21 protein-coding genes and 1 tRNA gene are annotated in these 26,703 nt (G+C 24.4%); 9 read left to right on the top strand and 13 right to left on the bottom strand.

All coding sequences use genetic code 11. The features are described from left to right. Positions 1-44 precede the first annotated feature (44 nt). Together rpoB and rpoC are read left to right on the top strand one after the other, a co-directional pair. Positions 45-3,866 carry a DNA-directed RNA polymerase subunit beta gene (rpoB, locus tag H0H49_RS02235; RefSeq protein ID WP_185864340.1) on the top strand — a complete coding sequence of 1,274 codons (3,822 nt, stop codon included), beginning with the start codon at positions 45-47 and terminating at the stop codon, positions 3,864-3,866. Between the two features lie 24 nt (positions 3,867-3,890). Continuing rightward, positions 3,891-8,129, top strand: a complete 4,239-nt coding sequence (rpoC, locus tag H0H49_RS02230; protein WP_185864339.1) for a DNA-directed RNA polymerase subunit beta' — start codon at positions 3,891-3,893, stop codon at positions 8,127-8,129. Positions 8,130-8,135: 6 nt separating this feature from the next. On the opposite strand, the gene glnS is transcribed toward rpoC, so the two are convergent. Next, positions 8,136-9,803 carry a glutamine--tRNA ligase gene (gene glnS, locus H0H49_RS02225; protein ID WP_238784964.1) on the bottom strand — a complete coding sequence of 556 codons (1,668 nt, stop codon included), beginning with the start codon at positions 9,801-9,803 and terminating at the stop codon, positions 8,136-8,138. A 128-nt stretch (positions 9,804-9,931) separates the two neighbouring features. Here glnS and H0H49_RS02220 point away from each other — a divergent pair, with 128 nt between their 5' ends. Together H0H49_RS02220 and H0H49_RS02215 are read left to right on the top strand one after the other, a co-directional pair. Then, on the top strand, positions 9,932-11,173 hold the full coding sequence (locus H0H49_RS02220) for a bifunctional folylpolyglutamate synthase/dihydrofolate synthase (RefSeq protein ID WP_185864338.1): 1,242 nt from the start codon (positions 9,932-9,934) through the stop codon (positions 11,171-11,173). A 32-nt stretch (positions 11,174-11,205) separates the two neighbouring features. Continuing rightward, a tRNA-Val gene (locus H0H49_RS02215) sits at positions 11,206-11,281 on the top strand. On the opposite strand, the gene miaA is transcribed toward H0H49_RS02215, so the two are convergent. The 7 genes from miaA to H0H49_RS02180 form a co-directional block, all read right to left on the bottom strand. After that, a complete protein-coding gene (gene miaA, locus H0H49_RS02210) occupies positions 11,241-12,203 on the bottom strand; it encodes a tRNA (adenosine(37)-N6)-dimethylallyltransferase MiaA (protein ID WP_185864761.1) in 963 nt (320 codons plus the stop codon). The two genes, H0H49_RS02215 and miaA, sit on opposite strands and share 41 nt — an antisense overlap. After that, the gene (gene aroC / locus H0H49_RS02205; RefSeq protein ID WP_185864337.1) at positions 12,200-13,288 is read right to left on the bottom strand and encodes a chorismate synthase; all 1,089 of its coding nucleotides are present in this window, start codon (positions 13,286-13,288) and stop codon (positions 12,200-12,202) included. Before aroC ends, miaA begins: the two co-directional genes overlap by 4 nt. An 11-nt stretch (positions 13,289-13,299) precedes the next feature. Then, positions 13,300-14,940, bottom strand: coding sequence for a DEAD/DEAH box helicase (locus H0H49_RS02200; protein ID WP_185864336.1), 1,641 nt, complete (start codon positions 14,938-14,940; stop codon positions 13,300-13,302). Between the two features lie 72 nt (positions 14,941-15,012). Next, entirely contained in the window at positions 15,013-16,272 is a 1,260-nt protein-coding gene (locus H0H49_RS02195; RefSeq protein WP_238784936.1) for an MATE family efflux transporter, read from the bottom strand. A gap of 127 nt (positions 16,273-16,399) precedes the next feature. Continuing rightward, positions 16,400-17,512, bottom strand: a complete 1,113-nt coding sequence (gene gcvT / locus H0H49_RS02190; RefSeq protein ID WP_185864335.1) for a glycine cleavage system aminomethyltransferase GcvT — start codon at positions 17,510-17,512, stop codon at positions 16,400-16,402. Beyond that, positions 17,502-17,915, bottom strand: a complete 414-nt coding sequence (locus H0H49_RS02185; RefSeq protein ID WP_185864334.1) for a 6-pyruvoyl trahydropterin synthase family protein — start codon at positions 17,913-17,915, stop codon at positions 17,502-17,504. Before H0H49_RS02185 ends, gcvT begins: the two co-directional genes overlap by 11 nt. Next, positions 17,893-18,444, bottom strand: a complete 552-nt coding sequence (locus tag H0H49_RS02180; RefSeq protein ID WP_185864333.1) for an isopentenyl-diphosphate Delta-isomerase — start codon at positions 18,442-18,444, stop codon at positions 17,893-17,895. Before H0H49_RS02180 ends, H0H49_RS02185 begins: the two co-directional genes overlap by 23 nt. A 131-nt stretch (positions 18,445-18,575) precedes the next feature. On the opposite strand from H0H49_RS02180, the gene H0H49_RS02175 reads away from it, so the two are divergent. Both H0H49_RS02175 and H0H49_RS02170 read left to right on the top strand, forming a co-directional pair. Further along, the gene (locus H0H49_RS02175; RefSeq protein WP_185864332.1) at positions 18,576-19,025 is read left to right on the top strand and encodes a PaaI family thioesterase; all 450 of its coding nucleotides are present in this window, start codon (positions 18,576-18,578) and stop codon (positions 19,023-19,025) included. After that, on the top strand, positions 18,983-20,104 hold the full coding sequence (locus H0H49_RS02170) for a chorismate-binding protein (RefSeq protein ID WP_185864331.1): 1,122 nt from the start codon (positions 18,983-18,985) through the stop codon (positions 20,102-20,104). Before H0H49_RS02175 ends, H0H49_RS02170 begins: the two co-directional genes overlap by 43 nt. Here H0H49_RS02170 and H0H49_RS02165 read toward each other — a convergent pair. The 5 genes from H0H49_RS02165 to nusB all read right to left on the bottom strand — a co-directional run bounded on the left by H0H49_RS02165 (position 20,086) and on the right by nusB (position 23,656). Continuing rightward, positions 20,086-21,381, bottom strand: coding sequence for an NAD(P)/FAD-dependent oxidoreductase (locus H0H49_RS02165; protein WP_185864759.1), 1,296 nt, complete (start codon positions 21,379-21,381; stop codon positions 20,086-20,088). The genes H0H49_RS02170 and H0H49_RS02165 overlap by 19 nt on opposite strands. Positions 21,382-21,604: 223 nt before the next feature. Further along, the gene (locus H0H49_RS02160) at positions 21,605-21,745 is read right to left on the bottom strand and encodes a 30S ribosomal protein THX (protein ID WP_185864330.1); all 141 of its coding nucleotides are present in this window, start codon (positions 21,743-21,745) and stop codon (positions 21,605-21,607) included. Next, positions 21,729-22,376, bottom strand: coding sequence for a dephospho-CoA kinase (gene coaE / locus H0H49_RS02155; RefSeq protein WP_185864329.1), 648 nt, complete (start codon positions 22,374-22,376; stop codon positions 21,729-21,731). Before coaE ends, H0H49_RS02160 begins: the two co-directional genes overlap by 17 nt. After that, positions 22,377-22,688, bottom strand: coding sequence for a preprotein translocase subunit YajC (gene yajC / locus H0H49_RS02150; RefSeq protein WP_185864758.1), 312 nt, complete (start codon positions 22,686-22,688; stop codon positions 22,377-22,379). It abuts the gene before it with no gap. Positions 22,689-22,720: 32 nt separating this feature from the next. Further along, positions 22,721-23,656, bottom strand: a complete 936-nt coding sequence (nusB, locus tag H0H49_RS02145) for a transcription antitermination factor NusB (protein WP_185864328.1) — start codon at positions 23,654-23,656, stop codon at positions 22,721-22,723. A gap of 108 nt (positions 23,657-23,764) precedes the next feature. On the opposite strand from nusB, the gene H0H49_RS02140 reads away from it, so the two are divergent. The 3 genes from H0H49_RS02140 to H0H49_RS02130 all read left to right on the top strand — a co-directional run bounded on the left by H0H49_RS02140 (position 23,765) and on the right by H0H49_RS02130 (position 26,626). Beyond that, positions 23,765-25,498, top strand: a complete 1,734-nt coding sequence (locus H0H49_RS02140; protein WP_185864327.1) for an ABC transporter ATP-binding protein — start codon at positions 23,765-23,767, stop codon at positions 25,496-25,498. 85 nt (positions 25,499-25,583) lie between these two features. Then, positions 25,584-26,003: a DUF3276 family protein gene (locus H0H49_RS02135; RefSeq protein WP_185864326.1), complete on the top strand. Its 420-nt coding sequence runs from the start codon at positions 25,584-25,586 to the stop codon at positions 26,001-26,003. 143 nt (positions 26,004-26,146) lie between these two features. Next, on the top strand, positions 26,147-26,626 hold the full coding sequence (locus tag H0H49_RS02130) for a KdsC family phosphatase (RefSeq protein WP_238784935.1): 480 nt from the start codon (positions 26,147-26,149) through the stop codon (positions 26,624-26,626). Positions 26,627-26,703 lie beyond the last annotated feature (77 nt).

Below are 26,703 nucleotides of genomic sequence, written 5' to 3'. Positions count from 1 at the left end.
ACATTTTAAAACTGAAAATAAACAATAAATATCAATTAAATAAATTGGTGAATACAGATAATACATCAGAAAGAATTACTTTCTCTTCAGTAGCAAAGCAAGTAGAGTATCCTGATTTTTTGGATATACAAATAAAATCTTTTAAAGAATTTTTTCAATTAGAAACAAAACCAGAAGATAGAAAAAATGAAGGTTTATTCAAAGCTTTTATGGAAAATTTTCCTATATCTGATGCTAGAAATTCTTTTGTTTTAGAATTTAAAGGATATTCTATTGATTCTCCTAGATACTCTATAGAAGAATGCATTGAAAGAGGTGTAACTTATAGCGTTCCTTTAAAGGCTAAATTAAAACTATATTGTACAGATCCGGAACATGAAGATTTTGAAACGGTATATCAGGATGTATACTTGGGTACATGTCCATATATGACGCCTTCTGGTTCATTTATATTTAATGGTGCAGAAAGAGTAATTGTTTCTCAACTACATCGTTCTCCAGGTGTTTTTTTCGGTCAATCTCATCATGCTAATGGAACAAAATTATATTCAGCAAGAATAATTCCATTTAAAGGTTCATGGATAGAATTTGCAACGGATATTAATAATGTTATGTATGCATATATAGATAGAAAGAAAAAATTGCCTATGACTACTTTATTACGTGCTATAGGATATGAAAGAGATAAAGATATATTAGAAATATTTGATTTAGCTGAAGAAGTAGAAATAAAAGAAAAAAAAGAATATTCACATATTATCAATAGAACTCTAGCTGCTAGGGTTTTGAAAATATGGCATGAGGACTTTGTAGATGAAGATACTGGAGAAGTAATTTCTATAGAAAAAAATGAAATACTTATAGATAGGGATACTTTACTAAAAGAAGAACATATTGATTTAATTATTCAACATGAAATAAAAATAATTCTTTTACATAAAGGAGGGGGGAGAAAAAATGATTATTCTATAATATATAATACTTTACAAAAAGATCCTACAAATTCTGAAAAAGAAGCTGTAGAATATATTTATAGACAGCTTAGAAATACAGAACCACCAGATGAAGAAACTGCTAGGGGAGTTATAGATAAATTGTTTTTTTCTGATACAAGATATAGTTTAGGGCCTGTAGGAAGATATCGTTTAAATAAACGTTTAGGATTAAATATAGATTTAGAACATTTAGTCTTAACTAAAAAAGATATTATTGCAATAGTAGAACATTTAAATGCCTTATTCAATTCTAAAAGAGAAGTAGATGATATTGATCATTTATCTAACAGAAGAGTTAGAACAGTAGGAGAACAATTATATACACAATTTAGTATTGGTTTAGCTAGAATGGCAAGAACTATAAGAGAAAGAATGAACGTACGAGATAATGAAGTATTTATGCCAGTTGATCTTATCAATGCAAAAACATTATCATCTGTTATTAATACTTTTTTTGGTACTAACCAATTATCTCAATTTATGGATCAAACCAATCCATTATCAGAAATTACTCATAAAAGAAGACTTTCAGCATTGGGTCCTGGTGGTTTATCTAGAGAAAGAGCAGGATTTGAAGTTAGAGATGTTAATTATTCTCATTATGGAAGATTATGTCCAATAGAAACTCCAGAAGGTCCTAATATAGGATTAATATCATCTTTGTCTGTATTTGCTAAAATTAATAATATGGGATTTGTTGAAACTCCATATCGAAAAGTAAAAAATGGAAAAATTGATTTAAAATCTAAAGTACAATATTTAAGTGCTGAAGAGGAAGAAGGAAAAATTATAGCACAAGCAAACGCTATTGATAAAAAAGGAAATTTTTTTTCAGATAGAATTATAGCTCGTGAAGATGGAGATTTTCCAATAGTTAAACCAGAACAAGTGGATTATGTTGATGTAGCACCCAACCAAATTGCTTCGATATCTGCATCATTGATTCCTTTTTTGGAACATGATGATGCGAATAGAGCACTAATGGGATCCAATATGATGCGTCAAGCAGTACCGTTATTAAAACCTGAATCTCCTATTGTAGGTACAGGTTTAGAAAAACAAGTAGCAAATGATTCTAGAATTCTAATTAATGCAGAAAAAAATGGGATAGTGGAATATGTAGATGCAAAAAAAATTATTATTTGTTATAATAGAACATATCGAGAATCTCTAGTTAGTTTTTATTCAGAAAGAAAAGTTTATAATTTAATTAAATTCAGAAAAACAAATCAAAATACATGTATTACTTTGAAACCTATTGTAAAAAAAGGAATGCAAGTATTCAAAGGACAAATTTTATGTGAAGGATATGCTACAGAGAAAGGAGATTTAGCTTTGGGTAGAAATTTAAAAGCTGCTTTTATTCCATGTAATGGATATAATTTTGAAGATGCAGTTTTAATTTCTGAAAAAGTGGTTAGTGAAGATTGGTTTACTTCTATTCATATAGATGAATACTCTTTGGAAGTTCGAGATACAAAATTAGGAATGGAAGAATTGACAAATGATATTCCAAATGTCAGCGAAGAAGCAACTAAAGATTTGGATGAAAATGGTATTATAAGAATAGGTGCTGAAGTGAAACCAGGAGATATTCTTATAGGTAAAATAACTCCAAAAGGAGAATCTGATCCTACTCCAGAAGAAAAATTATTAAGAGCTATTTTTGGTGATAAAGCTGGAAATGTAAAAGATGCTTCATTAAGAGCAGAACCTTCTTTATTTGGAATTGTAGTAGATACAAAACTTTTTACTAGAAGTATCAAAAATAAAACAACTAGAATTTTAGATAAAACAAGAATAGAAAATTTGGAAATAGAATACGAAAAAAAATTTTCAAATTTAAGAAATTTACTAGTATCTAAATTACAAATTATTTTATCTGATAAAAAATGTCATAGTCCTATTTTTAATGAAAAAAAACAAAATATTATAAAAAGTGGTGAAAAATTTACAGAAAAATTACTAAATACAATACAAAATTATATAGGCATTTATTCTGATAGTTGGACAGATAGTGAAGATACTAATAATTTAGTATCAGAAATATTACATAATTATAAAATAGCGGTTAATGATTTAAATAGTATTATGAAACATAAAAAGTTTTCTATTACTGTTGGAGATGAGTTACCATCTGGTATTATTAAAATGGCAAAAGTATATATTGCTAAAAAAAGAAAATTAAAAGTAGGAGATAAAATGGCAGGAAGACATGGAAATAAAGGAGTAGTAGCAAGAATTCTTAGACAAGAAGATATGCCTTTTTTAGAAGATGGAACTCCAGTTGATATTGTTTTGAATCCTTTAGGTGTTCCTTCTAGGATGAATATAGGTCAAATATATGAAACAGTATTAGGATGGGCTGGATATAAATTAAACGTAAAATTTTCAACTCCTATATTTGATGGAGCTTCTATAAAAGAAATAGAATTTTACACAAATAAATCTGGTATCCCTTGTCTTGGATCTACTCATTTATTTGATGGAGGAACAGGAGAAAAGTTTGATCAACCTGCTACGGTAGGAGTAATATATATGTTAAAATTAGGACATATGGTAGATGATAAAATGCATGCACGTTCTATAGGTCCTTATTCTTTAATTACTCAACAACCTTTAGGCGGAAAAGCACAATTTGGAGGGCAGCGGTTTGGAGAAATGGAAGTTTGGGCATTAGAAGCTTTTGGAGCATCTAATTTATTACGTGAAATTCTTACTGTTAAATCAGATGATGTAACTGGTAGAGCTAGAACTTATGAAGCTATAGTCAAAGGAGATCCTATGCCTGAACCTAATAATCCGGAATCTTTCAATGTTCTATGTTATGAATTGAAAGGATTAGGTTTAGATATAAAGTTAGAAGAATAAATTCATTCATTATTTATCAAAGAAATGAATAAAAAAAAAAATATTAAGTTTAATAAAGTAACTATAAGATTAGCTTCTCCTGAAGTAATTTTAAGAGAATCTCATGGAGAAGTATTGAAACCAGAGACAATAAACTATCGCACACATAAACCAGAAAGAGATGGTCTTTTTTGTGAACGTATTTTTGGTCCAGTAAAAGATTATGAATGCGCTTGTGGTAAATATAAAAGAATCCGTTATAAAGGAATTGTTTGTGATAGATGTGGAGTAGAAGTAACTGAAAAAAAAGTAAGAAGAGAACGTATGGGGCATATTACTCTTGTAGTTCCTGTCGTTCATATTTGGTGTTTTAGAACATCTCCAAATAAAATTGGATATTTATTAGGTCTTTCTTCTAAAAAACTTGAAATGATTATTTATTATGAAAGATATGTTGTCATACAAGTAGGAAAAGCCATTAAATCAGATGGATTACCATTTCAAATAGGAGACTTTCTTACGGAAGAAGAATATTTACATATTTTAGATAGACTTCCAAAAGAAAATCAACATTTAGAAGATTCTGATCCTAATAAATTTATTGCTAAAATGGGTGCTGAGAGTCTAGAAGATTTACTAAATCTTCTAGACTTAGATACATTATCATCTGAATTGAGAAAACAAGCTAATAATGAAACATCTAAACAAAGACGTATTGAAGCATTAAAACGATTGCAAGTAGTTGAATCTTTTAGAGAAGGTAAAAAAAATGGTGGAAAAATTTCATGGATGGTTATTCATGTTTTGTCTGTTATTCCACCTGAGTTAAGACCATTAGTTCCTTTGGATGGCGGACGTTATGCAGCCTCTGATATGACAGATTTATATCGTAGAGTATTAATACGAAATAATCGTTTAAAACGTCTTATAGAAATAAAGGCTCCTGAAGTTATTTTACGAAACGAAAAAAGAATGTTACAAGAAGCAGTGGATTCTCTTTTTGACAATTCTAGAAAAGTTTCTGCGGTAAAATCAGATGCTAACCGTCCTTTAAAATCTTTATCTGATTCACTAAAAGGAAAACAAGGACGTTTTAGACAAAATCTTCTTGGAAAAAGAGTGGATTATTCTGCAAGATCTGTAATTGTTGTAGGACCACATTTAAAATTGCATGAATGTGGATTACCAAAAGATATGGCAGCTGAACTTTATAAACCTTTTATTATAAGAAAATTAATTGAAAGAGGAATAGTAAAAACAGTAAAATCTTCTAAAAGAATAATAGATAAAAGAGATTCCATAATATGGGATATCCTTGAAAATGTTCTAAAAGGTCATCCTGTATTATTAAATAGAGCACCTACTTTGCATAGGTTAGGAATTCAAGCATTTCAACCTAAGTTAATAGAAGGAAAAGCAATTCAATTACACCCTTTAGTATGTGCTGCATTTAATGCTGATTTTGATGGGGATCAAATGGCAGTTCATTTACCATTATCTAATGGAGCAATTTTAGAGGCTCAAATTTTAATGCTAGCTTCTCAAAATATATTGAATCCTGCAAATGGATCTCCTATCACTGTACCATCACAAGATATGGTATTGGGATTATATTATATGACAAAACCATTATTATCAAATTCAAGTATAAAAGTAAAAGGAGAAGGTTTTAAATTTTATTCTTCAGAAGAAGTTGAAATAGCATATAATCAAAAAATGTTAGATTTACATGCGGTTATTAAGGTCAAAGTATCTATTCGGGAAGAAGATAATTTTTATGAAAAATTAGTTGATACAACTACAGGTAGAGTTCTTTTCAATCAAGTTATACCTAAACAAGTAGGTTATATTAATAAATCTCTTACAAAAAAATCATTAAGGGAAATCATAGGAAAAATATTATATCTTACAGATGTACCCACTACAGCTAAATTTCTAGATGATATTAAGGAATTAGGTTTTTATAATGCATTTAAAGGAGGATTATCTTTTGGTTTAGGAGATATTATTATTCCGAAAGATAAAAAAGAAATGGTGAATGATGCTATTAAACAAGTTGACAATATCAAGATAAATTATAACATGGGTTTAATAACAAATAACGAACGTTATAATCAAGTAATTGATGTATGGACAAATACAAATACTATGCTTACAGAAAAAGTAATGAAACATATGCGTGAGGATAGAGAAGGATTTAATCCGGTTTATATGATGTTAGATTCTGGTTCTAGAGGTTCTAAAGAACAGATTCGTCAACTTTCTGGAATGCGAGGTTTAATGGCAAAACCACAAAAAACTGGATCCACAGGAGGAGAAATTATTGAAAATCCTATTTTATCTAATTTTAGAGAGGGTTTGTCCATTTTAGAGTATTTTATATCTACTCATGGTGCACGTAAAGGACTAGCTGATACAGCTTTAAAAACAGCTGATGCTGGTTATCTTACAAGACGTTTAGTAGATGCAGCACAAGATGTAATCATAAAAATTGATAATTGCAATACATTACGTGGATTGAAAATATCAGCTTTAAAGAAAAACGAAGAAATTGTAGAAACTTTATTTGATAGAATTTTAGGTCGTATATCATTGAATGATATTTTTTATGCAAAAAATAATGAAAAATTGATAGTTTCATCTGGAGAAATGATTGATGAAAAAATAGCAGGTATAATAGAAAAATCAGGTATAGAAACTGTTGAAGTAAGATCTCCTCTTACTTGTGAAGCTAAAATGGGTATTTGTTCTAAATGTTATGGTAGAAGTCTTTCTACAGGAAAGATAGTAAAAAAGGGAGAAGCTGTTGGAGTTATTGCTGCGCAATCTATTGGAGAACCTGGTACTCAATTGACATTACGTACTTTTCATGTTGGAGGAACGGCAGGAAATATAACAGAATCTTCACAAATAAGAGCAAAATATGATGGTATTATAGAATTTGAAGATCTTAAATTTGTAAAAACAAAAAAAATAGATTCTAATGAGATTGGAATAGTAGTATCTAGATCTACAGAAATGAAACTTTTTAGTACAGATAGGTCATCAATTCTAATGGTAAATAATATTCCTTATGGAGCATCTTTATATGTACATCATGGAGATAAATTAAAGTCAGGAGATGTCATTTGTAAATGGGATTTATATAATGCAGTTATTGTTTCAGAATTTTCTGGTATCATATCTTATCAACATTTAGAACAAGGTGTTACTTTTCAAGTTGAAATAGATGAACAAACTGGTTTTCAAGAAAAAGTAATAACAGAAGTGAGAAATAAAAATTTGATTCCAACATTAAAAATTGTTAATAATAATGAAGAATTAAAAACATATAATTTACCAGTTGGAGCACATTTAATGGTGCAAGATGAAGAAAAAATAGAAGTGGGTAAAATTTTAGTTAAAGTTCCTAGAAAATCTGCTAAATCTGGTGATATTACGGGTGGACTTCCTCGTTTATCAGAATTATTTGAAGCAAGAAATCCTTCAAATCCTGCTGTAGTTTCTGAAATGGATGGAATAGTTAGTCATGGAAAAATAAAAAGAGGAAGTAGAGAAATTATTGTAGAATCTAAAACAGGAGAAATTAGAAAATATCTTGTTAAATTATCTAATCAAATATTAGTTCAAGAAAATGATTATGTAAAAGCAGGAATGCCTTTATCAGATGGAGCTGTTACCCCTAATGATATTTTGAATATTAGAGGAGTTAGAGCTGTACAAGAATATTTAATACAGGAAATACAAGAAGTATATAGATTACAAGGAGTTAAAATAAATGATAAACATTTTGAGGTAATTGTTTTACAAATGATGAGAAAAGTAGAGGTAATAGATGTTGGAGATACAAAGTTTTTGGAAGGTAGTATTGAATATAAAGATGATTTTATAGAAGAAAATGATAAAATATCTCAAATGATGGTAGTGGAAGATTGCGGAAATTCTGATTTTTTCCAAAATGGAGATATTATTAGTTATAGAGATTTAAGAAATGAAAATGCAGTTCTAAACTATAAAAATAAAAAGTTAATGAAAACAAGAAATGCTATACCTGCGACAGCAAGACCTATACTACAAGGGATAACAAGAGCAGCTTTACAAACTAAATCATTTATATCTGCGGCTTCATTTCAAGAAACAACAAAAGTTTTAAGTGAGGCAGCGATAAGTAGCAAAACTGATTATTTGCATGGATTAAAAGAAAATGTGATAGTTGGACACAAAATTCCTGCAGGAACTGGATTAAGAGAGTATGATTCTCTATCACCTGAACTTTTATTATAATAGTTTTTATATATTTTTTTTTCTTATTTTTTTCCATTTATCTTTAATAGAAACTGTTTTATTAAAAATTATATGTTCATTCTCTTTTGTTTCTTCTACAACATAAAAGTATCCAATTCGTTGGAATTGAAAATGATCTCCTTTTTTTGCCCTTTTTAAAAAAGGTTCTGCATATCCTATAATTTTTTCTTTTGATTTTGGATTGATATTTTTTTTAAAATTTGGTATATCTGGATTTCTTTTTAAAAATAAATGATTATATAAATGAATTTCAACTGGAAAAGAATGTTTTACGGAAACCCAGTGTAAAGTACTTTTTACTCTTTTTTTAATTTTTGTATAATTATTATTTTTTTTATGATATTTACTTTTTTTATCGTAAGTACAATGTATTATTTCTATTTCTCCTTTTGTATTTTTTATTACTGAATTAGCTTTGATAATATAAGCATTTTTAAGTCTTACTTCTTTACCAATACAAAGACGAAAAAATCCATTTTTTTCTTTTTCTAAAAAATCGTCTTTTTCAATATATAATAATTTTGAAAATGGAACTTTTCTAGTTCCAAATTTAAGATCTTCAGGGTTATTTTCAATTTCTATCCATTCAGTATCATTTGTAGAATAATTATCAATCATTATTTTTATTGGTCGTAATATTACCATTACTCTAGTAGAAATTTTGTTTAAATGTTCTCTAATGAAAAATTCTAAAAGAGATATATCAATAATATTATTTCTTTTAGAAATTCCTATTTTATGAATAAAATTTATTAAAGAATCGGAAGTATATCCTTTACAACGTAATCCAGATATTGTTAGTATACGAGGATCATTCCAAGAATGAATTATTTTATTCTCAATGAGATATTGTATTTTTCTTTTACTGGTTATAGTGTGACTTAAATTTAGTCTTGAAAATTCTATTTGTTTAGGTTTTATTTTTTTATTATCATTATTATAAATTTGATCTATATACCAGTTATATAAAGGTTTTCTATTTTCAAATTCCAATGAACATAAAGAATGAGATATTTGTTCAAAATAATCACATTGTCCATGAGTCCAATCATAAGTAGGATATATACACCATTTATCCATAGTCCTATGATGTTTTTTTTTTATAATTCTATACATGATTGGATCTCTCATATTCATATTTGAAGATTCCATATCTATTTTTGCCCTAAGAACACAATATCCCTCTTTAAAAAATCCATTTTTCATTTTATCTAATAAATATAGATTTTCATGGATTGATCTATTTCTATAATAACTTTTTATTCCAGGTTCAAAAGGTGTTTTTCTTTGTAATTTTATTTCATTTTGAGATTGTGTATCTACGTAAGCTTTATTTTTTTTAATGAGTTCTATAGCTAATTCATATAATTTATGGAAATAGTCTGATGCATAAGTAATTTCATCCCATTTAAATCCCAAAAAAAGTATATCTTTTTTTATTGATTCTATAAATTTTTTGCTCTCTACAATAGGATTAGTGTCATCAAATCTCAATATTACTTTGGAATCATACTTTTTTCCAAGTTCAAAGTTTAAACATATAGCTTTAATATGACCAATATGAAGATAACCATTGGGTTCAGGAGGAAAACGAAATTTAATTTTTTCTATAGGAAACCCATTTTCTATATCTTCTTTTATTATTTTTTCAATAAAATGTAAATGTGATTCTATTTTTTTAAAAATTAATGATTATACAAATTCAAACAGAATGTGAATTTAATCAATTTTTTATAAAAAATATATTTTTGCTATATTAATTATATAATAATAGTTGTAATTTGAATTATTCTGAAACAATTCAATGGATATTAAAACGTATCCCTTCTTATCAAGAAATTGGTATAAAATCTTATAAACCAGGATTAAAAAGAATAAATAATTTTTGTTCTTATTTAGGAAATCCTCAAAAATATTTTAAAAGTATTCATATTGGTGGAACAAACGGAAAAGGTTCTACTGTTCATATGTTATCTTCTATTCTTCAAGAAAGTCAATACAAAGTAGGAGTATTTACATCTCCTCATTTAATAGATTTTAGAGAAAGAATAACTTGTAACGGAATTTTAATAGAAAAAAATTTTATTATAAATTTTGTAAAAAAAAATAAAAAATTTATAGAAAAAGAAAAAATCTCATTTTTTGAAATGAATACAGCTTTAGCTTTTCAATATTTTAAAGAAAATAAAGTTAATTTCGCGATTATTGAAGTTGGGTTGGGAGGAAGGTTGGATTCTACTAATTTAATAATTCCAGAAATTTCAGTACTAACTAACATTAGTATAGATCATGTAGAAATACTTGGTCATAATAAAGAAAAAATAGCTATAGAAAAGTCAGGAATAATAAAAAATAATATATCAGTAATACTTGGGTGTAATATTCCAAAATATATAAGATTTATTTTTTTAAAAGAAGCATTTAAGAAAAATTCTCCTATTTATTTTTCTACATATAATGAAAAATATTCAAAATTTAATATTCCATTTGATGCTGATTATCAAAAATTTAATAAATTTTTAGTATTAAAAATAATAAACATTTTACACAAAAAAAAAAATATATCTATTTCATGCAGATCCATAAAAAATGGATTAAAAAATGTAATAGAAAATACTAAGTTTAAAGGAAGATGGCAAATTATAAAAAGATATAATCCAAGAATTATTTGTGATATAGCTCATAATGAGGCAGGAATTTCTATGATTTCTCGTCAACTAAGAAAAGAATCCTATAATAAATTACATCTAATTTTAGGTTTTGTTAAAGAAAAAAAAGTAGTATCCTTGTTAAAATATTTTCCTATTAATTCTTTTTATTATTTTTGTCAACCTAATGTAGATAGAAAGTTTCATATTAATGATTTGAAAAAATTAGTTGATCATATATTTCATAGTCGAGAGAAAATAAAGTTCTTTTTTTCTGTAAAAGAAGCTTATTTTTCTGCTATCAAGGAATCAGATAAAGATGATTTAATTTTAATTAGTGGAAGTACTTTTGTTGTTTCTGAAGTACTTTCATAATATTTTTTTTATTACATTTGGGATAATAATAAGGGCAATTAGCTCAGTTTGGTTTAGAGCATCTGTTTTACAAGCAGGAGGTCACTGGTTCAAATCCAGTATTGCCCACTTTTTTATTGTTATTTATTTTATTAATGATAAATGATATTATTTTATTTTTTTCTTTTGGATGAAACCAAGTAATGTTTGAGTCTCTTCTATACCAAGATAATTGTTTTTTTGCATATTTTCTAGTATTTATTTTTATCTTTTCTATAGTATCGATTAGGCTATTTTTTTTTTCAAAAAAATTATTATATATTTCTTTATAACCTATGGTTTGTAAACTATTTAAATTTCTATATTTATAATATAGTTTAGCTTCTTCTAATAAACCAATTTTTATCATTTTTTCTACTCTATTATTTATGTCATAATATATTTCGTCCCTAGATTTTATCAATCCTATTTTGATGACGGAAAAAAAATATCTATTTTCATTTTTTTTTTTGAAAAAAAATGAAGGAGGATTTCCTGTAGATTTTATTATTTCTAGGAATCTTATTAAACGTACTGGATTATTAATATCTATTGTATATTTTTCTTTTGTTCTAAATTTTTTAAATTCATTTTTTAAAAATGAAATTCCTTTTTTTTTAAAATTGAAAATTAAATTATCTCTAATTTTTTTATTTATTTCAGGAATATCAGATAGTCCTTCTGTTGCTGCTTTTTCATATAAACTGGAACCTCCTACCATAATTAACATATCATATCGATAGAATAATTTTCTCACTTTATTTAAAAAATCTATCTCAAATAATTTTGCATTATAATTTTGATGGATACTTAAATGTCCTATAAAATGATGATTAACATGAAATAATTGTTCCCTATCTGGCATAGATGTCCCTATTTTTATTTCTTTGTAAAATTGTCTAGAATCACAAGATAAAATTTCAGTTTGAAATTTTTTAGCTAGAAAAATAGATAAATCCGTTTTACCAATACAAGTTGGTCCTAAAATAGAAATAAGAAATTTTTTTTTCAATTGTTAAAAATGGAAGAATATTTAGATAATTTATTATACATAAAATAATCTACTAAAACTAAAGCAGTCATAGACTCAACAATAGGAACAGCACGAGGAAGAACACAAGGATCATGTCTTCCTTTTCCTTTTATATATATGGAATTTCCGTATTTATCTATAGTTTTTTGTTCTTGCATAATTGTAGCTACAGGTTTTAAAGCAATTTTAAAATAGATATCCATTCCATTTGATATTCCTCCTTGAATGCCACCTGATAAGTTTGTTTGAGTTTTTCCATTTTTTTCAAATAAATCATTATGTTGCGAACCAGTCAATTTAGTACCATCAAATCCGCTTCCGTATTCAAATCCTTTTACTGCATTAATTGAAAGCATTGCTTTTGCTAATTCTGCATGTAATTTATTAAAAATAGGTTCTCCTATTCCTATTGGAATATTTTTTACTACACAAGTAATAGTTCCTCCTACTGTATCTCCCATGCTTTTTATTTCTTTAATTTTTGATATCATTTTTTTTGCGTAATGTATATCGGGACATCTTATAGGATTACTCTCTATGATCTTTTCTGATAAATTTAAGTCTTCATAAGATTTATCTATACAAATATTTCCAACAGAAGATACATAAGCTATAATTTTAATATCTTTTATTATTTGTTTAGCTATGGATCCAGCTACTACTCTACAAATTGTTTCTCTAGCGGAAGATCGTCCTCCACCTCTATAATCTCTTATTCCATATTTTTTTTCATATGTAAAATCAGAATGAGAAGGTCTATATACATTTTTTATGTGTTCGTAATCATCAGATTTTTGATCATTGTTATAAATAACAAAACCAATAGGAGTTCCTGTTGTTTTTTTATTAAAAATTCCAGAAAGAAAATTTACTGTATCAGATTCATTTCGTTGAGTAACAATTGATGATTGACCAGGTTTTCTACGATTTAATTCATATTGAATTTTTTCTAAATTTAATTCTACTCCAGAAGGACATCCATCAATAATACCACCGACTGCTTTTCCATGACTTTCTCCAAAAGTGCTAACTTTAAATATATTTCCAAAAATATTTCCAGACATAATTAAAAAATTTAATTTTTTATTTTTATAGAAATAGTTTTTCCAAAATGATTTTTTACTTTATTCATTCCTATCAATATTTTATTTCTATAACGTTTTTCTATTTCAAATAAAGAAAAATTAGATGAAATTTCTATATGACCAATATTAATTTTTGAATGGTTCATAGCTTTATTAATTAAATTTATTAATCCAATTTTTGTTAGATTATCTTTATATCCTATATTGAGAAATAGTTTAGAAAAATTTTCTTTTTTCTGTTTTGTAAAATATTTTTTGGTATTAAAATGATAATCATTAATTTTATTTAGTTGATTTGTTATAGATTCTTCAGAATTTTTATAATAATTAATGATAAAACGATTAAATTCAATCCAGGAAAAACGTTTTATTAATTCTTCTTTATCAAATAATTCTAGTTTTTTCTGAATTTTAGGAAGAAATTTATTCATATATTTTTCGTCTACAACAATTTTTTTAACCTTTTCAATAAAATGAAATAATTGTTTTTCGCATATTTCTTTCCTACTAGGAATCATAATACGACTAAAATAGTTCCCAATTTTTTTTTCAAATTCTTTCAAATTTTTACCTTCTTTTGGTTGTATAATACAAATAGATATACCTTGATTACCTGCTCTACCAGTACGTCCACTTCTATGTACATAAATTTCACTTTCTTTTGGAATACTATAATTTATAATATGAGTGATATTATTAACATCTAAACCACGTGATGCTACATCTGTGGCTACAAGAAATTGCAAATTTTTATTTCTAAATTTTTTCATAACAGATTCACGTTGTATCTGAGATAAATCTCCATGTAAGGCATCAGCATGATAACTATCTTTTATAAGACAATCTGCTATTTTTTGAGTTTCTTTCTTAGTGCTACAAAATATTATTCCATAAATCTCCGGATTGATGTCTATGATTCTTTTTAAAACTAAATATTTTTTTTTCACATTATCTACAACATAGTAAATATGTTTTACATTTTCAGAACCAATGTTTTTTTTACCGATAGTGATTTCTACTGGATTTACTAAGTAGTTATGAGCTATTACACTCATATATTTAGACATTGTTGCTGAGAATAGTAAACTTTGTCTTTTTTTTGGTAATTTCTCTATTATTGTATCTAATTCATCTTTAAATCCCATATTAAGCATTTCATCTGCTTCATCAAGAATCAAATATTTCATATGATGAAAATTCAATTTTTTCTTTTTTATTAATAAATCAATAATTCTTCCTGGAGTTCCTACTATAATATGGTTTGCCTTTTTTAAAGATCTTATTTGATTTTCTATATTAACTCCTCCATATAGAGGTATAATATTAATTAACGGATTATGTTGTGAAAAACGACAAATATCACGAGTTATTTGTATACATAATTCTCTTGTAGGACATAAAATCAAAGCTTGTGGTAAATTTATTTTTAAATTTATTTTTTGAATAATTGGTAGTCCAAAAGCTGCTGTTTTTCCTGTACCTGTTTGAGCTAATGCTATCACATCTTTTTCTGATTTTAATAAAAAAGGAATTACTTTTTCTTGTACAGGAGTTGGATATTTAAATCCAATTTTTTCCAAAGTTTGGATAATTTTTTTTTCAAAAAAATTATATTCTTTAAATGTTTTCATATTAAAGAATATACATTACTTTAGTAGTATTTTCATGCATAGATATGACAAATATAAATTTAATTATCATTTTTATCTGATAAACAGATATTTATTATTGCTTTTTTTAATAAGTTTTTTAGTTATAGACTCGTATCTTATAAAGAATAAAATAGCAGATATAGTAAGACCAATTCCTAATCCTATCCATACTCCTTCTCCTCCCATTTTTATAGATAAAAACCAAGCCATAGGAATAGCTACAATCCAATAAGAAAATAGACTAATCCACATAGGAATGTGAACATCTTGTAATCCTCTTAAAGCTCCTAATATAATTCCTTGTATTCCATCTGATAGTTGAAAAATACTAGCAATAACGATCATTTTTTCTGCAAAAAAGGCTACTTTTTCATCATTGATATACATATATGGTATATTTTTTCTAAAAAAAATAAATATAAAATTGCATATTAACATAAAAATAAATCCCATAAAAAATATAGATTTTCCTACTTTTCTTAATTCATAATAATTTTTCAAAGCTAATTGATTCCCTATTCTAACAGTAGCAGCAACAGATAATCCTGCACTTAGAAGGAAAGTAGAAGAAACTAAACTAATAACTATTTGGTGTGCTGCTAAAACTTTTATTCCACATCTTCCTGATATAAAAGAAGAAATAGCAAAAGCACTCATTTCAAATAACATATGTAATCCAGAAGGAATTCCTATGTTTAGGATTTTTTTGAAATATTTTTTTTGAAATTTTATTGAAAATTTTAAATTATTGTAATATTTTCGTATTTTTTCGTATTTAAGTAGTAAAATAGAAATACATATTAACATAATTATACGAGAAATCAAAGTAGCGTAAGCCACTCCAGTAATTCCCAATTTTGGAAATCCAAATATTCCATGAAGAAATATATAGTTCAATGTTATATTAACAATAACAGAAGTCCAAGTAGATAATAAACTAGGAAATACTAAAGATAATCCTTCAGAAAATTTTCTTAAAATTTCAAATATCATCCATGGTATTAAAGAAATAGATGTGATTCTTAAAAAGGATATTGTATCATTTAATATTTCTTTTGGTTGACCCAAATATGGAAGAATATAAAAAAAAATATGTACTAATACATACATAAATATAGATAAAAAAAAATTTAAAATTAATCCATGGTAAAATATAGTAGCTCCTTTTTTATATTCATTTTTTCCATCTATTGATGCAATTAATGTCGAAATTGCTGATGATATTCCGAATCCAAAAATAATTATTATAAAGAATACAGCATTGGCTAGTGATATTGATGCTAACGCATTTTTTCCTAAAAAACCAACCATTATATTGTCAAAAAAACCTATACATATAATAGCTAATTGAGTAAAACATACAGGTATTGCCAGTAAAAAATTATTTTTAATATGTTTTATATATGTTATGCTATTTTTTTGGATAAAAAAATTTTTTTTAAGGATTGTTAATGAAAGGTAATTTTACTTTAGAAATAGGAATTTTTTCATTTCTTATTAATATATAAATAGAGCTATTTTTTGTTAATTTATTTTTATTTACATAACCTAATCCTATACCTTTTTTTAAAATAGGAGAAAAACCGCCAGATGTTACATTTCCAATAATATAATTATTGCATAACACTATTGGATATCCACTTCTAGGAATTTTACCTGTTTTATTTACTATGAAAGATAGTAATTTTTTTTGTACTCCTTCTATTTTTTGTTTTTTTAGTATTTCTTTTGCAATAAATTCTTTATCAAATTTTATAATCCAAGATAATCCGGCTTCTATAGGAGTTATATCATCAGAAATATCATTTCCATATAGACGATATCCCATTTCTAGCCTTAATGAATCCCTACTAGCTATTCCACAAGGAATAATATTATTTGATATTTTCAAAATATTATCCCATACTATTTCTACATATTCATTAGGAATTATAATTTCTACTCCTTTAGAACCTGTATAACCTGTTCTAGATATTAATAAATTTTCTATTCCTGAAAATTTTCCTATTTTAAAATGATAAAAATTTATCATATTTAACGATATATTGGTTAAATTTTGAATTAAATCTAATGACCTAGGTCCTTGTACAGATAAAATAGAATAATCATTAGAGTAATCTATTATATTTATATTTTTATATTTTTTTATATGTATATAATGATTTATCCATTTTTTGTTTTTTTCTGTATTAATAGCATTTACTATCAGTAAAAATTCTGTTTCTGATATTTTATAAATAACTAAATCATCAATAATTCCACCTTTATGATTAACCATACAATTATATTGAGCCTGTCCTATTTTTATATGATTAATATCATTTGTAGTTAAAAATTGAATAATTTTTTTTGAATCTTTTCCTTTTAAAAATATTTTTCCCATATGACTAATATCAAAAATACCGGAATGATTCCTTACATGCATATGTTCTACTATAGATGATTTATATTGAAGAGGCATAATGAACCCAGAATATGTAACCATTTTTGATCCTAAAGCAATATGTTTTTTATACAAATATGTTTTCTTTACAACATTATTATTTTCCATAATATTCAACAAAATTGTTTTGTGTTTCGTACAAAGTAATTTTAATATCTATATCTAAACGAATTTGATTTCTTATCAAATTCCATATGAAAATAGAAATATTTTCTATTGTAGGATTAATTGAGTTAAATTCTTTTATGTCAATATTTATATTCTTATGGTCAAATAAGTTAATAACTAAATGATGCAATATTTTACTTAAATCATTTAAATTAAAAACAAATCCAGTTTTTTTATCAACCTCTCCTGTTAGACTTACTACATATTCATAATTATGTCCATGATAATTTAAATATGCACATTTTCCAAAAACCTCAATATTTTTATCGTAATTCCATTGTTTATTATAAAGTCTATGAGCAGCGCTAAAACTTCCTTTTTTACTTATAGTGGCTATTGTCATATAATAATTTATTTAAATAATTTTTCATAATAATTTTTAACCATATAGTATATAAATTAGGATAAAAATTAATATTACTAATTAATTTGTCTAAAGACATCCATTTCCAATTTTCAACTTCTTTAGAATTTATTATTGGATTTTTATCATAATATCCTACAAAAACATGATCTAACTCATTTTCTATTATACCATTTTTAAATGATTCATAATATGAAAAACAAAATTTTTCTTTTAACAAACAATCAAAACCCATTTCTACTATTAAACAGCGATGTGCTGCCATTAACAATGATTCATTTTTTTTAGGATGACTACAAGATGTATTTGTCCATAATAATGATGAATGATATTTATTATATGATCTTTTTTGCATCATCAAATAATTTTTATTATTAAATATAAATACTGATACTGCACTATGTAACAATCCATCTGTATGAATTTTTTGTTTTTTTTCAAATCCAATAATTTTTGAATTGTTTCCTATTAAAGGAATAAAATCATTATCATTTATTTTTTCATTCATAATACTATTATATTATTCTTTATTTATATGTTATCATTTTGATTCGTTGACGTATAATAAAAATTATTTTTTATATTTTATAAATTTTTTGCATTGAATAATTAAAACTTATTAAAATTTAAAATAATGTAATGGAGAAAAAAGTAAAAAAATTACTAAATAAATTAAATCATTTAAAAAAAAATACGTTTATAGATATGATGCAAATTAAATTTATATACTTATCTCCATGTATAGATAGTTTAATAGCAAAAATGCCTATAAATAAAAAAAATATTCAACCATTTGGTTTCATTCATGGAGGTGCCATAATCACCCTAGCAGAAAGTGTTGGTAGTTCATTATCACTTATTAATATTAAAAAAAATATTAATGATAATAACAAATATAATATTTTTAATATTGAAATTTCAGCAAATCACATAAAATGTGTAAAAAAAGGATTTTTACTTGCAAAAGCAAAAATTATTCATAAAGGAAAAACTATACATTTTATACAAGCAAATATCTTCAATGAAGAAAAAAAACTTATCAGTTTATGCAAAATGACAAATATTATAATAATGAAGAAAAAAAATTGAAAATAATAAGTATTATAAAACTATATAAAAAAATTATAAAAAGTTATTATGGTAATATAAATTTTGTTATTTTTAGAAAACCTTATGAAAAAAAGATTTTTTTTTACCACAATAATAGTATACCATTTTCTCCCAAAAAAAACGAAAAATATTTCTTAATTAAAAGTTTTGACAACACTAAAACTATAAAAATAAATCCAAATATAATTTATTGCACAAACATTCCAAAAAATTTACCTGTTGTTAGTAAAATGGGATTAAAAAATGATACTATTTGGAATAATAATTCATTCTTACTCAATGAATTCTATAATAAAGAAAAGTATAAGAATTTAATTAAAAAAGCTATTGGAGAAATAAAAAAAGGAACTTTTCAAAAAGTTGTATTATCTAAATATGTTAAAATCCCTTTTCATAATATATCTTTGGAAAAAACTTTTCAAAAGTTGATGATATCTTATCCTAATGCTTTAATTAGTATTTGGTATGATATTCATCATGGTTTTTGGATTGGATGTACACCGGAATTACTAATAAAATTTCAAAATAAAAAATTATTAATATCTATATTAGCAGGAACTATTTGGAGTGATTATGCAATATGGACATCAAAAGAAATAAAAGAACATAATATTGTAGTTAAATATGTTGAAAAAATATTAAGATCCTATAATGGATTTGTTACCTTAAAAAAAACTGGAATAAAAAGAATGGGTCATTTGCAACATTTAGAAACTTTAATTTCATTTTCTTTTTTAAAAACTCCAAATTATAATGAAGTATTAAACCATATATATCCTACTCCATCTATATGTGGATTTCCAAAAGAACAATCCTTTGATTTTATAAAAAAAAATGAGGGATATAAAAGAAATTTCTATACAGGATATATTGGGATTGTAAATGAAAAATATATGGAATTATATTTGAATTTGAGATGTGCAAGAATAAAAAAAGAAAAAAAGGAGATCACTTTATATGCTGGTAGTGGGATAACAATAGATAGTGATATAGATCAGGAATTAATAGAAACAGAAAATAAAATGAAAAATATTCTTTCTCAATTTATTTTTAAATGATTTTTTTTTCTATTAAAAGGTCTTATAATCAAACGAACGCTTTTATTATATTGCAAATATTGAATAATCCAATTAGTTAAAGCTATAACTCTATTTCTAAAACCTACTAAGCTAATTAAATGAACAAACATCCAAATTATCCAAGCTAAAAATCCTTTTAATTTAAAAAAAGGAAAATCACAAACTGCTTTATTTCTACCAATTGTCGCCATTGATCCTAGATTTAGATATACGAAAGGTTTTATAACATTTTTATCTAATAAATAATTAAAGTTTTTTACAAGATAATTTCCTTGTTGTATAGCTGGTTGAGCGGTCATAGGATATCCGTTTGGATAGGATTTATTTTGATCATTGTACGCTACATCTCCAATGGCAAAAATATTATCATATTTTATAACTTTAAGATAATCATCAACTAAAATTCTTTGTCGTTTGATATCTTCATTTGCAAATCCTTTGATGATTGCTCCTTTTACGCCAGCTGCCCATATTACATTAGCAGATTCTATTTTTTTATTATTTTCTGTAAATACTATTTTTCCATCATAATCTTGTACTAAACAATTTAACCAAATAATAACACCTAATTCTTCCAAATTTTTATAAGCTTCTTTCGCTGATTGTTCTGACATTCCATCTAATAATCTGGAAGAAGCTTGTAGTAAATGAATATTCATATATTTAATATCTAAATCAGGATAATCATTAGGTAATACATACCTTTTCATTTCTGCTAATGCACCTGCAAGTTCTACTCCAGTAGGACCACCTCCAACAATAACAAAAGTCATAAGTCTTTTTTTTTCTTTTATATCATTTGTTAATAAAGCAGATTCAAAATCTTGTAATATTAAACTTCTTAAATCTAAAGCTTCTGGAATAGATTTCATTGGTAAAGAAAAATATTCAATATTTTTTTTACCAAAAAAATTAGTAACAGAACCTGTAGCTATAATTAAGTAATCATAATTTAATTCTCCTATATTAGTATATATTTTCTGTTGATTTATATTTATATAATAAACATTTGCTAATCTAAAAAAGAAATTTTTTCTGTCTTTTATAATATTTCTGATAGAATGTGCTATAGAATCTGGTTCCAAACCTGCTGTAGCTACTTGATATAATAAAGGTTGAAAAGTATGATAATTGTTTTTATCAATAAGAACGACTTGAAATTTATCCCTTCTTAATTTTTTTGCTACTTGTAATCCAGCAAATCCAGCTCCAATAATAACAACTCTTTTTAGATCTTTCACTGTTGGAATATTCATCGTAACAACTTTTTTCATTAATAAACTAATAATTTATTATTATTTATTTTATTGTAAAAATTAAAATTTTGGTTTTTTATTAAGAAAACAAAAATATTTGTTAATGAATATTTTTTATTAGTAAGTATATAATTTTTATGTTGATAATTTGATAATAAAAAATAATATTCATTATATTCATTAACAGTAAAATTAATTTTATTTTATAAATGAGAAGTTAAGTTTATTTTTTGATAGTATTACTACTACTATTTGTGATTTTCATTTTTTTTTTTCTTTTAATATTTCTTGGATTTAATCTAAGATTTCCATAAGTTTTTCTTATTATTTTTCCTCTTCTAGTTTTTTTATCTCCTTTTCCCATTTGAAAAAATTTTTTTATTTATAGTCAAAAAAGTATTATTATAAATGTTATTAGCTTGTTCTTTTAAATCCTTAAAAGACGTAGAATTATCTACAATAATATTAGATATTTTTTTTCTTTTTTTATTAGAAATTTGATTTTTTAATCTATAAAAAATTTCTTTTTCACTTAAATTATCTCTTTTTATTATTCTTTCTATTATTTTTTTTAAAGGAGAAGTTATGGTAATAATATTATTACATTCTTGATAACTTCCACTTTCAAATAAAATAGCAGATTCTTTAATTACATAAAAATTTTCATTTTTATTCTTTTTCTTTTTTAAAGAAATAATCCATTTTTTAAAATCAAAAGATATCCACGGATGGATAATAGAACACAAAATTTTCAACGCAACTGGATTTTTGAATACTATATTAGATAAATAATTCTTATTTACTTTGTTATTTACATAAGATTTTTTTCCAAAATTTTTAATGATACTATTTTGTATAGTTTTAATATTATTCATTAATATTTTTCCTCTTTTATCTGAATAATAAATAGGAATTCCTTTTTTTTTAAAAAAAGAAGAAAATACACTTTTACCAGACCCCATTTTTCCTGTTAAACCTATCAATATAAGATTCATTTATAATATATTTATGTTTTTTTCTCCATAACGTAATTGAGTCAATTCCTTAGAAACTGTATTTTTTTCTAGTTTTATTTTTCCTATAATAGTTTCAAGTATACAAAAATCGTTTTTAAGTTCGATAATTTTACCATGTATACCTGAATTTGTAACTATGTAATTTCCTATTTTTAACTCTTCTTGAAATTTTTTTTCAATTTTTTGTTTTTGTATTTGAGGTCGTATCATAAAAAAATAAAATATAATAAAAATTAATGCAAACATACAAATAGTACTTGCAATAGAATTTTGTTGTAATAACATAAAAATTATTTTTTTATAATTAAGATATATTTTCTTTATTACATAAGACCTTTTCCAACTTTAAATATTTTATTCTGTTTATTTAAAAGTTTAAATATATTATCTAATATCCCATTAATAAACATTTTGCTTTTTTCCATACAAAATATTTTTGTTATTTCTATATATTCATTAATGGTAGCTTTTGGAGGTATATTTGGAAAATATAAAAATTCACAAATAGCCATTTGTAATATAATTAAATCTATTTTTGATATTCTGTTTATATCCCAATTATTTGATGTATTACTAATTAAATAGTTAAGTTGATCTTTATAAAAGATAGTGTTTCTATACAAATTAATAATAAATTTTTTATTTTCATTATTTTTATAAATATCATATAATTTAAAATCAAAAGGAGTAGAATATTTAATAAATTTTAAAGTTTTGCAAACCATTGAATGAGCTATATTTAAATCTTCTTTTCCATTTATTATATGAATATCTTCTATGCATTCTATTATATTTTTGTTTGGGATAATAAATTCTTTATAATATTTTATCAAAAAATATTTTTTTTCTTCAAATGATTCACATGTTTTCTGATAAAAAATTTTTTTATTATCTAATAAAAGAGAAATAAAAATATGTTCATTTTTCTTTAAAGTTTTCCAAAAAAATTTTTTATCAGAAAAATTATACTTCATTAAATATTTATTCTTTGAAAGAATTTTAATGATAGGATTATATGCAATTTTTCTTATAAAACTAATATCCTTTTCTTTATGTTTATTGTTATAATAAATGCTTTCAAAATTTAAAGCTTTTTTTCTTATTTCTAATATTAAATATAGAAGTGATATATACATACTATGTAAATATTCAATACTTTTCAACATATTTTTTTCAACTTCTCTAGAATCTATTTTTGATAAATATTGAGCGTATAAAAATTGTAAACTTTTTATTCTAAAGTGTCTTCTTATGGACATTTTATTAGAACATTTAACATTATTAATATCTATATAAATAATATATTATACATACAATTATATAAATAAAAAATCAAAACTTAAAAAGTTTGTATTTTTGTATGTTATATGAACGGTTTATTTGCTTTCAGCAAAAAATATTACTTAAGATATAAATTACGTCTGTGCATAGGTTTTTTATTAATTATAATATCCAATATTTTAACTTTAATTCCTATTCCTTATGTAGGAAAATCAATTAATGCCATTAAGAATTTATTCATGAATCTTTCAACAAATGCAACGGATTCTTATAATATTAAAAAGAAAATTCTTATTTATACTGGAATTATACTAATGGGCCCTATTATAGGTGGTATAATAAAATACCATATGAGAAAATGTATTATTTCTACATCTAGAATGATAGAATTTGATATAAAAAATCAAATTTTTACACATTATCAAAAATTGAGTTTGTCTTTCTATAAAAAAAATTCTACAGGAGATCTCATGAATCGTCTTACAGAAGACGTTTCTTTTATTAGACAATACATAGGACCAGGTATAATGTACTTTGTTAACCTAATAATTCTTTTTTTTATGGTTATAGTACAAATGTTAAAAATAGGTAAAACATTAACTTTTTATGTCATTGCACCTATCCCTATTTTATTTATTTTGATTTACTATATAAGTATATTTATTTCCAAAAAAAGTAAAAAAATTCAAAATTACCAATCATTTACGTCTTCTTTTATACAAGAAACTTTTTCTGGAATACATATCATAAAATCGTTTGTAGCCGAATCTATTTTTCAAAAAAAATACAAAAAAATTGTACAAAATTATCGAAAAAAAAATATAGAATTATCAAAAATTGATACTTTATTATCTTCCGTTATAATATTTTTTATTGGAATAAGTTATTTAATGATTATTTTTTTCGGAGGAAAAAAATATTATTTAGGAGAAATAAAAGAAATAGGGATTATTGCAGAATTTTTTACATATATAAACGTATTAGTTTTCCCATTCATCATATTAGGATGGGTTGTTTCTATTGTAGAAAAAGCAAAGGTCTCACAAGTTCGTATAAAAGAATTTTTGAATGAAAAACCAAATATATATAACAACAATATTTTAACAAAAACAAAAATATTTGGTAATATAGATTTCAAAAATGTTAGTTTTTTCTACGATAAAAAAATTTTTTATGAAAAAAAAAACTATACAATAAATAAAATATCTTTTTCATTAAAAAGTGGGAAAACATTAGTTTTAACAGGAGAAACTGGTTCTGGAAAAACTACTATTGGAAAATTAATATCACGTTTATACGATCCTATTCATGGAGAAATCATTGTAGATAATGTCAATTTAAAAAATCATAATCTTTTTTCTTTTAGAAAGAATATAGGTTATGCACCTCAAGAATCTTTTCTTTTTTCAGATTCAATTTATAATAATATAGCTTTGGGTTGTATAGGCCGTGTAACACATTACAAAGTGCATTCTGCAGCTAAAATGGCCATGATTGAAAATGATATTCTTAATTTTAAAAATGGATATGATACAATAATAGGAGAAAGGGGTATTACTTTATCTGGAGGTCAAAAACAAAGAATATGTATAGCAAGAGCTATTATCAGAAAACCAAAAATTATTATTTTTGATGATAGTTTTTCTGCTATAGATCAAAAAACAAGAAAACTGATGATTTATCATATAAAAAAAGGATTAAAAAATAGTACTATAATTATTATTACACATGATACTTCTTATATTCAAGATTACGATTTATTTATTTCGTTAAAAAATGGAAAAATTTCTATAATAGAAGAAAAAAACATTTTTTCTTAAAATTATTTCGAATAATTTTTTAAGAAAAATAGTATAGACCATTTTTTTTATTTAGATTTGTTCAGTATTATAATATTTTTTTGAAATGGATGAAAAAGAAAATATCAAAGAGAGGAACGATAGAAACGAAATTTGTTCAAAAACTCTAAAAACAGGTAGTCGTACATATTTTTTTGACGCAAGAGAAACAAGAGCTGGTGATTATTATTTAACGATTACTGAAAGTAAGAAAAATTATTCTGAAACAGGTGAAATATCGTATAAAAAACATAAAATATATTTGTATAAAGAAGATTTTTCTAAATTTCAGAGTATACTTGATGACATGATTAAATTTATTATCAATGAAAAAGGTAGTGAAGTAATATCAGAACGTCATCAAAAAGATTTTAAAACTCATTATCAAACACATCATCATAATCAAAATCAAGATGTTAAAGAAGTTAAAATTAAAAAAACATCGGGAGTAAAAAATTTTACAAATATCAATTTCGAAGATATTTAATTAATTTAATAATTAATTGAATTTGAATTTTTTTATTTACATAACAATCAAAAAAAATGTTATTTTTTTTAATTATGTGAATAAAAAAATGTAAAAAATAGTAGAGTATTGATTTATTTTTTATGGAGAATTATAGAAATATAATGAATAACATTAATACTTTTGTATTTGATGTTGATGGAGTTTTAACAAATTGTAACTTGAATCTTTTTCCAGATGGTAATTTGGTTCGTCAAATGTTTGCTAAAGATGGATATGCTATTCAAATAGCAAAAAGTAAAGGTTATAATATATGTGTTATAACAAGAGGTTCAGATTTAATGGTATTTCGTCGTTTGAGAAGTTTAGATATTCCTTACATTTATCAAGGAGTTAATAATAAAAAAAAATATCTAGATGAGTATTGTAAAATATTGAAAATAAGCAAAAAAAATGTGCTTTATATGGGCGACGATATTCCAGATATTGAAATTATGAAATCTGTAGCCTTACCTTGTTCACCAATAGACGCTGTTCAAGAAGTAAAGAATGTATCTAAATATATTTCTCCAAAAAAAGGTGGTAGAGGATGTGTAAGAGATGTTATAGAACAAACTCTGAAAGTTCAAAAAAATTGGTTTTAAATATATATAAAAAGAAGGATGTTATAGAATGCATTAAAGTTTAAAAAATTCGTTATAAAAAAATAGTGTCTTATGGA

Source organism: Blattabacterium cuenoti, from assembly GCF_014252035.1.
In the GTDB taxonomy this organism is placed as follows: domain Bacteria; phylum Bacteroidota; class Bacteroidia; order Flavobacteriales; family Blattabacteriaceae; genus Blattabacterium; species Blattabacterium cuenoti_Z.
Note: the sequence above shows the minus strand (reverse complement) of the source record. Positions and strands in the feature narration are given on the sequence as shown.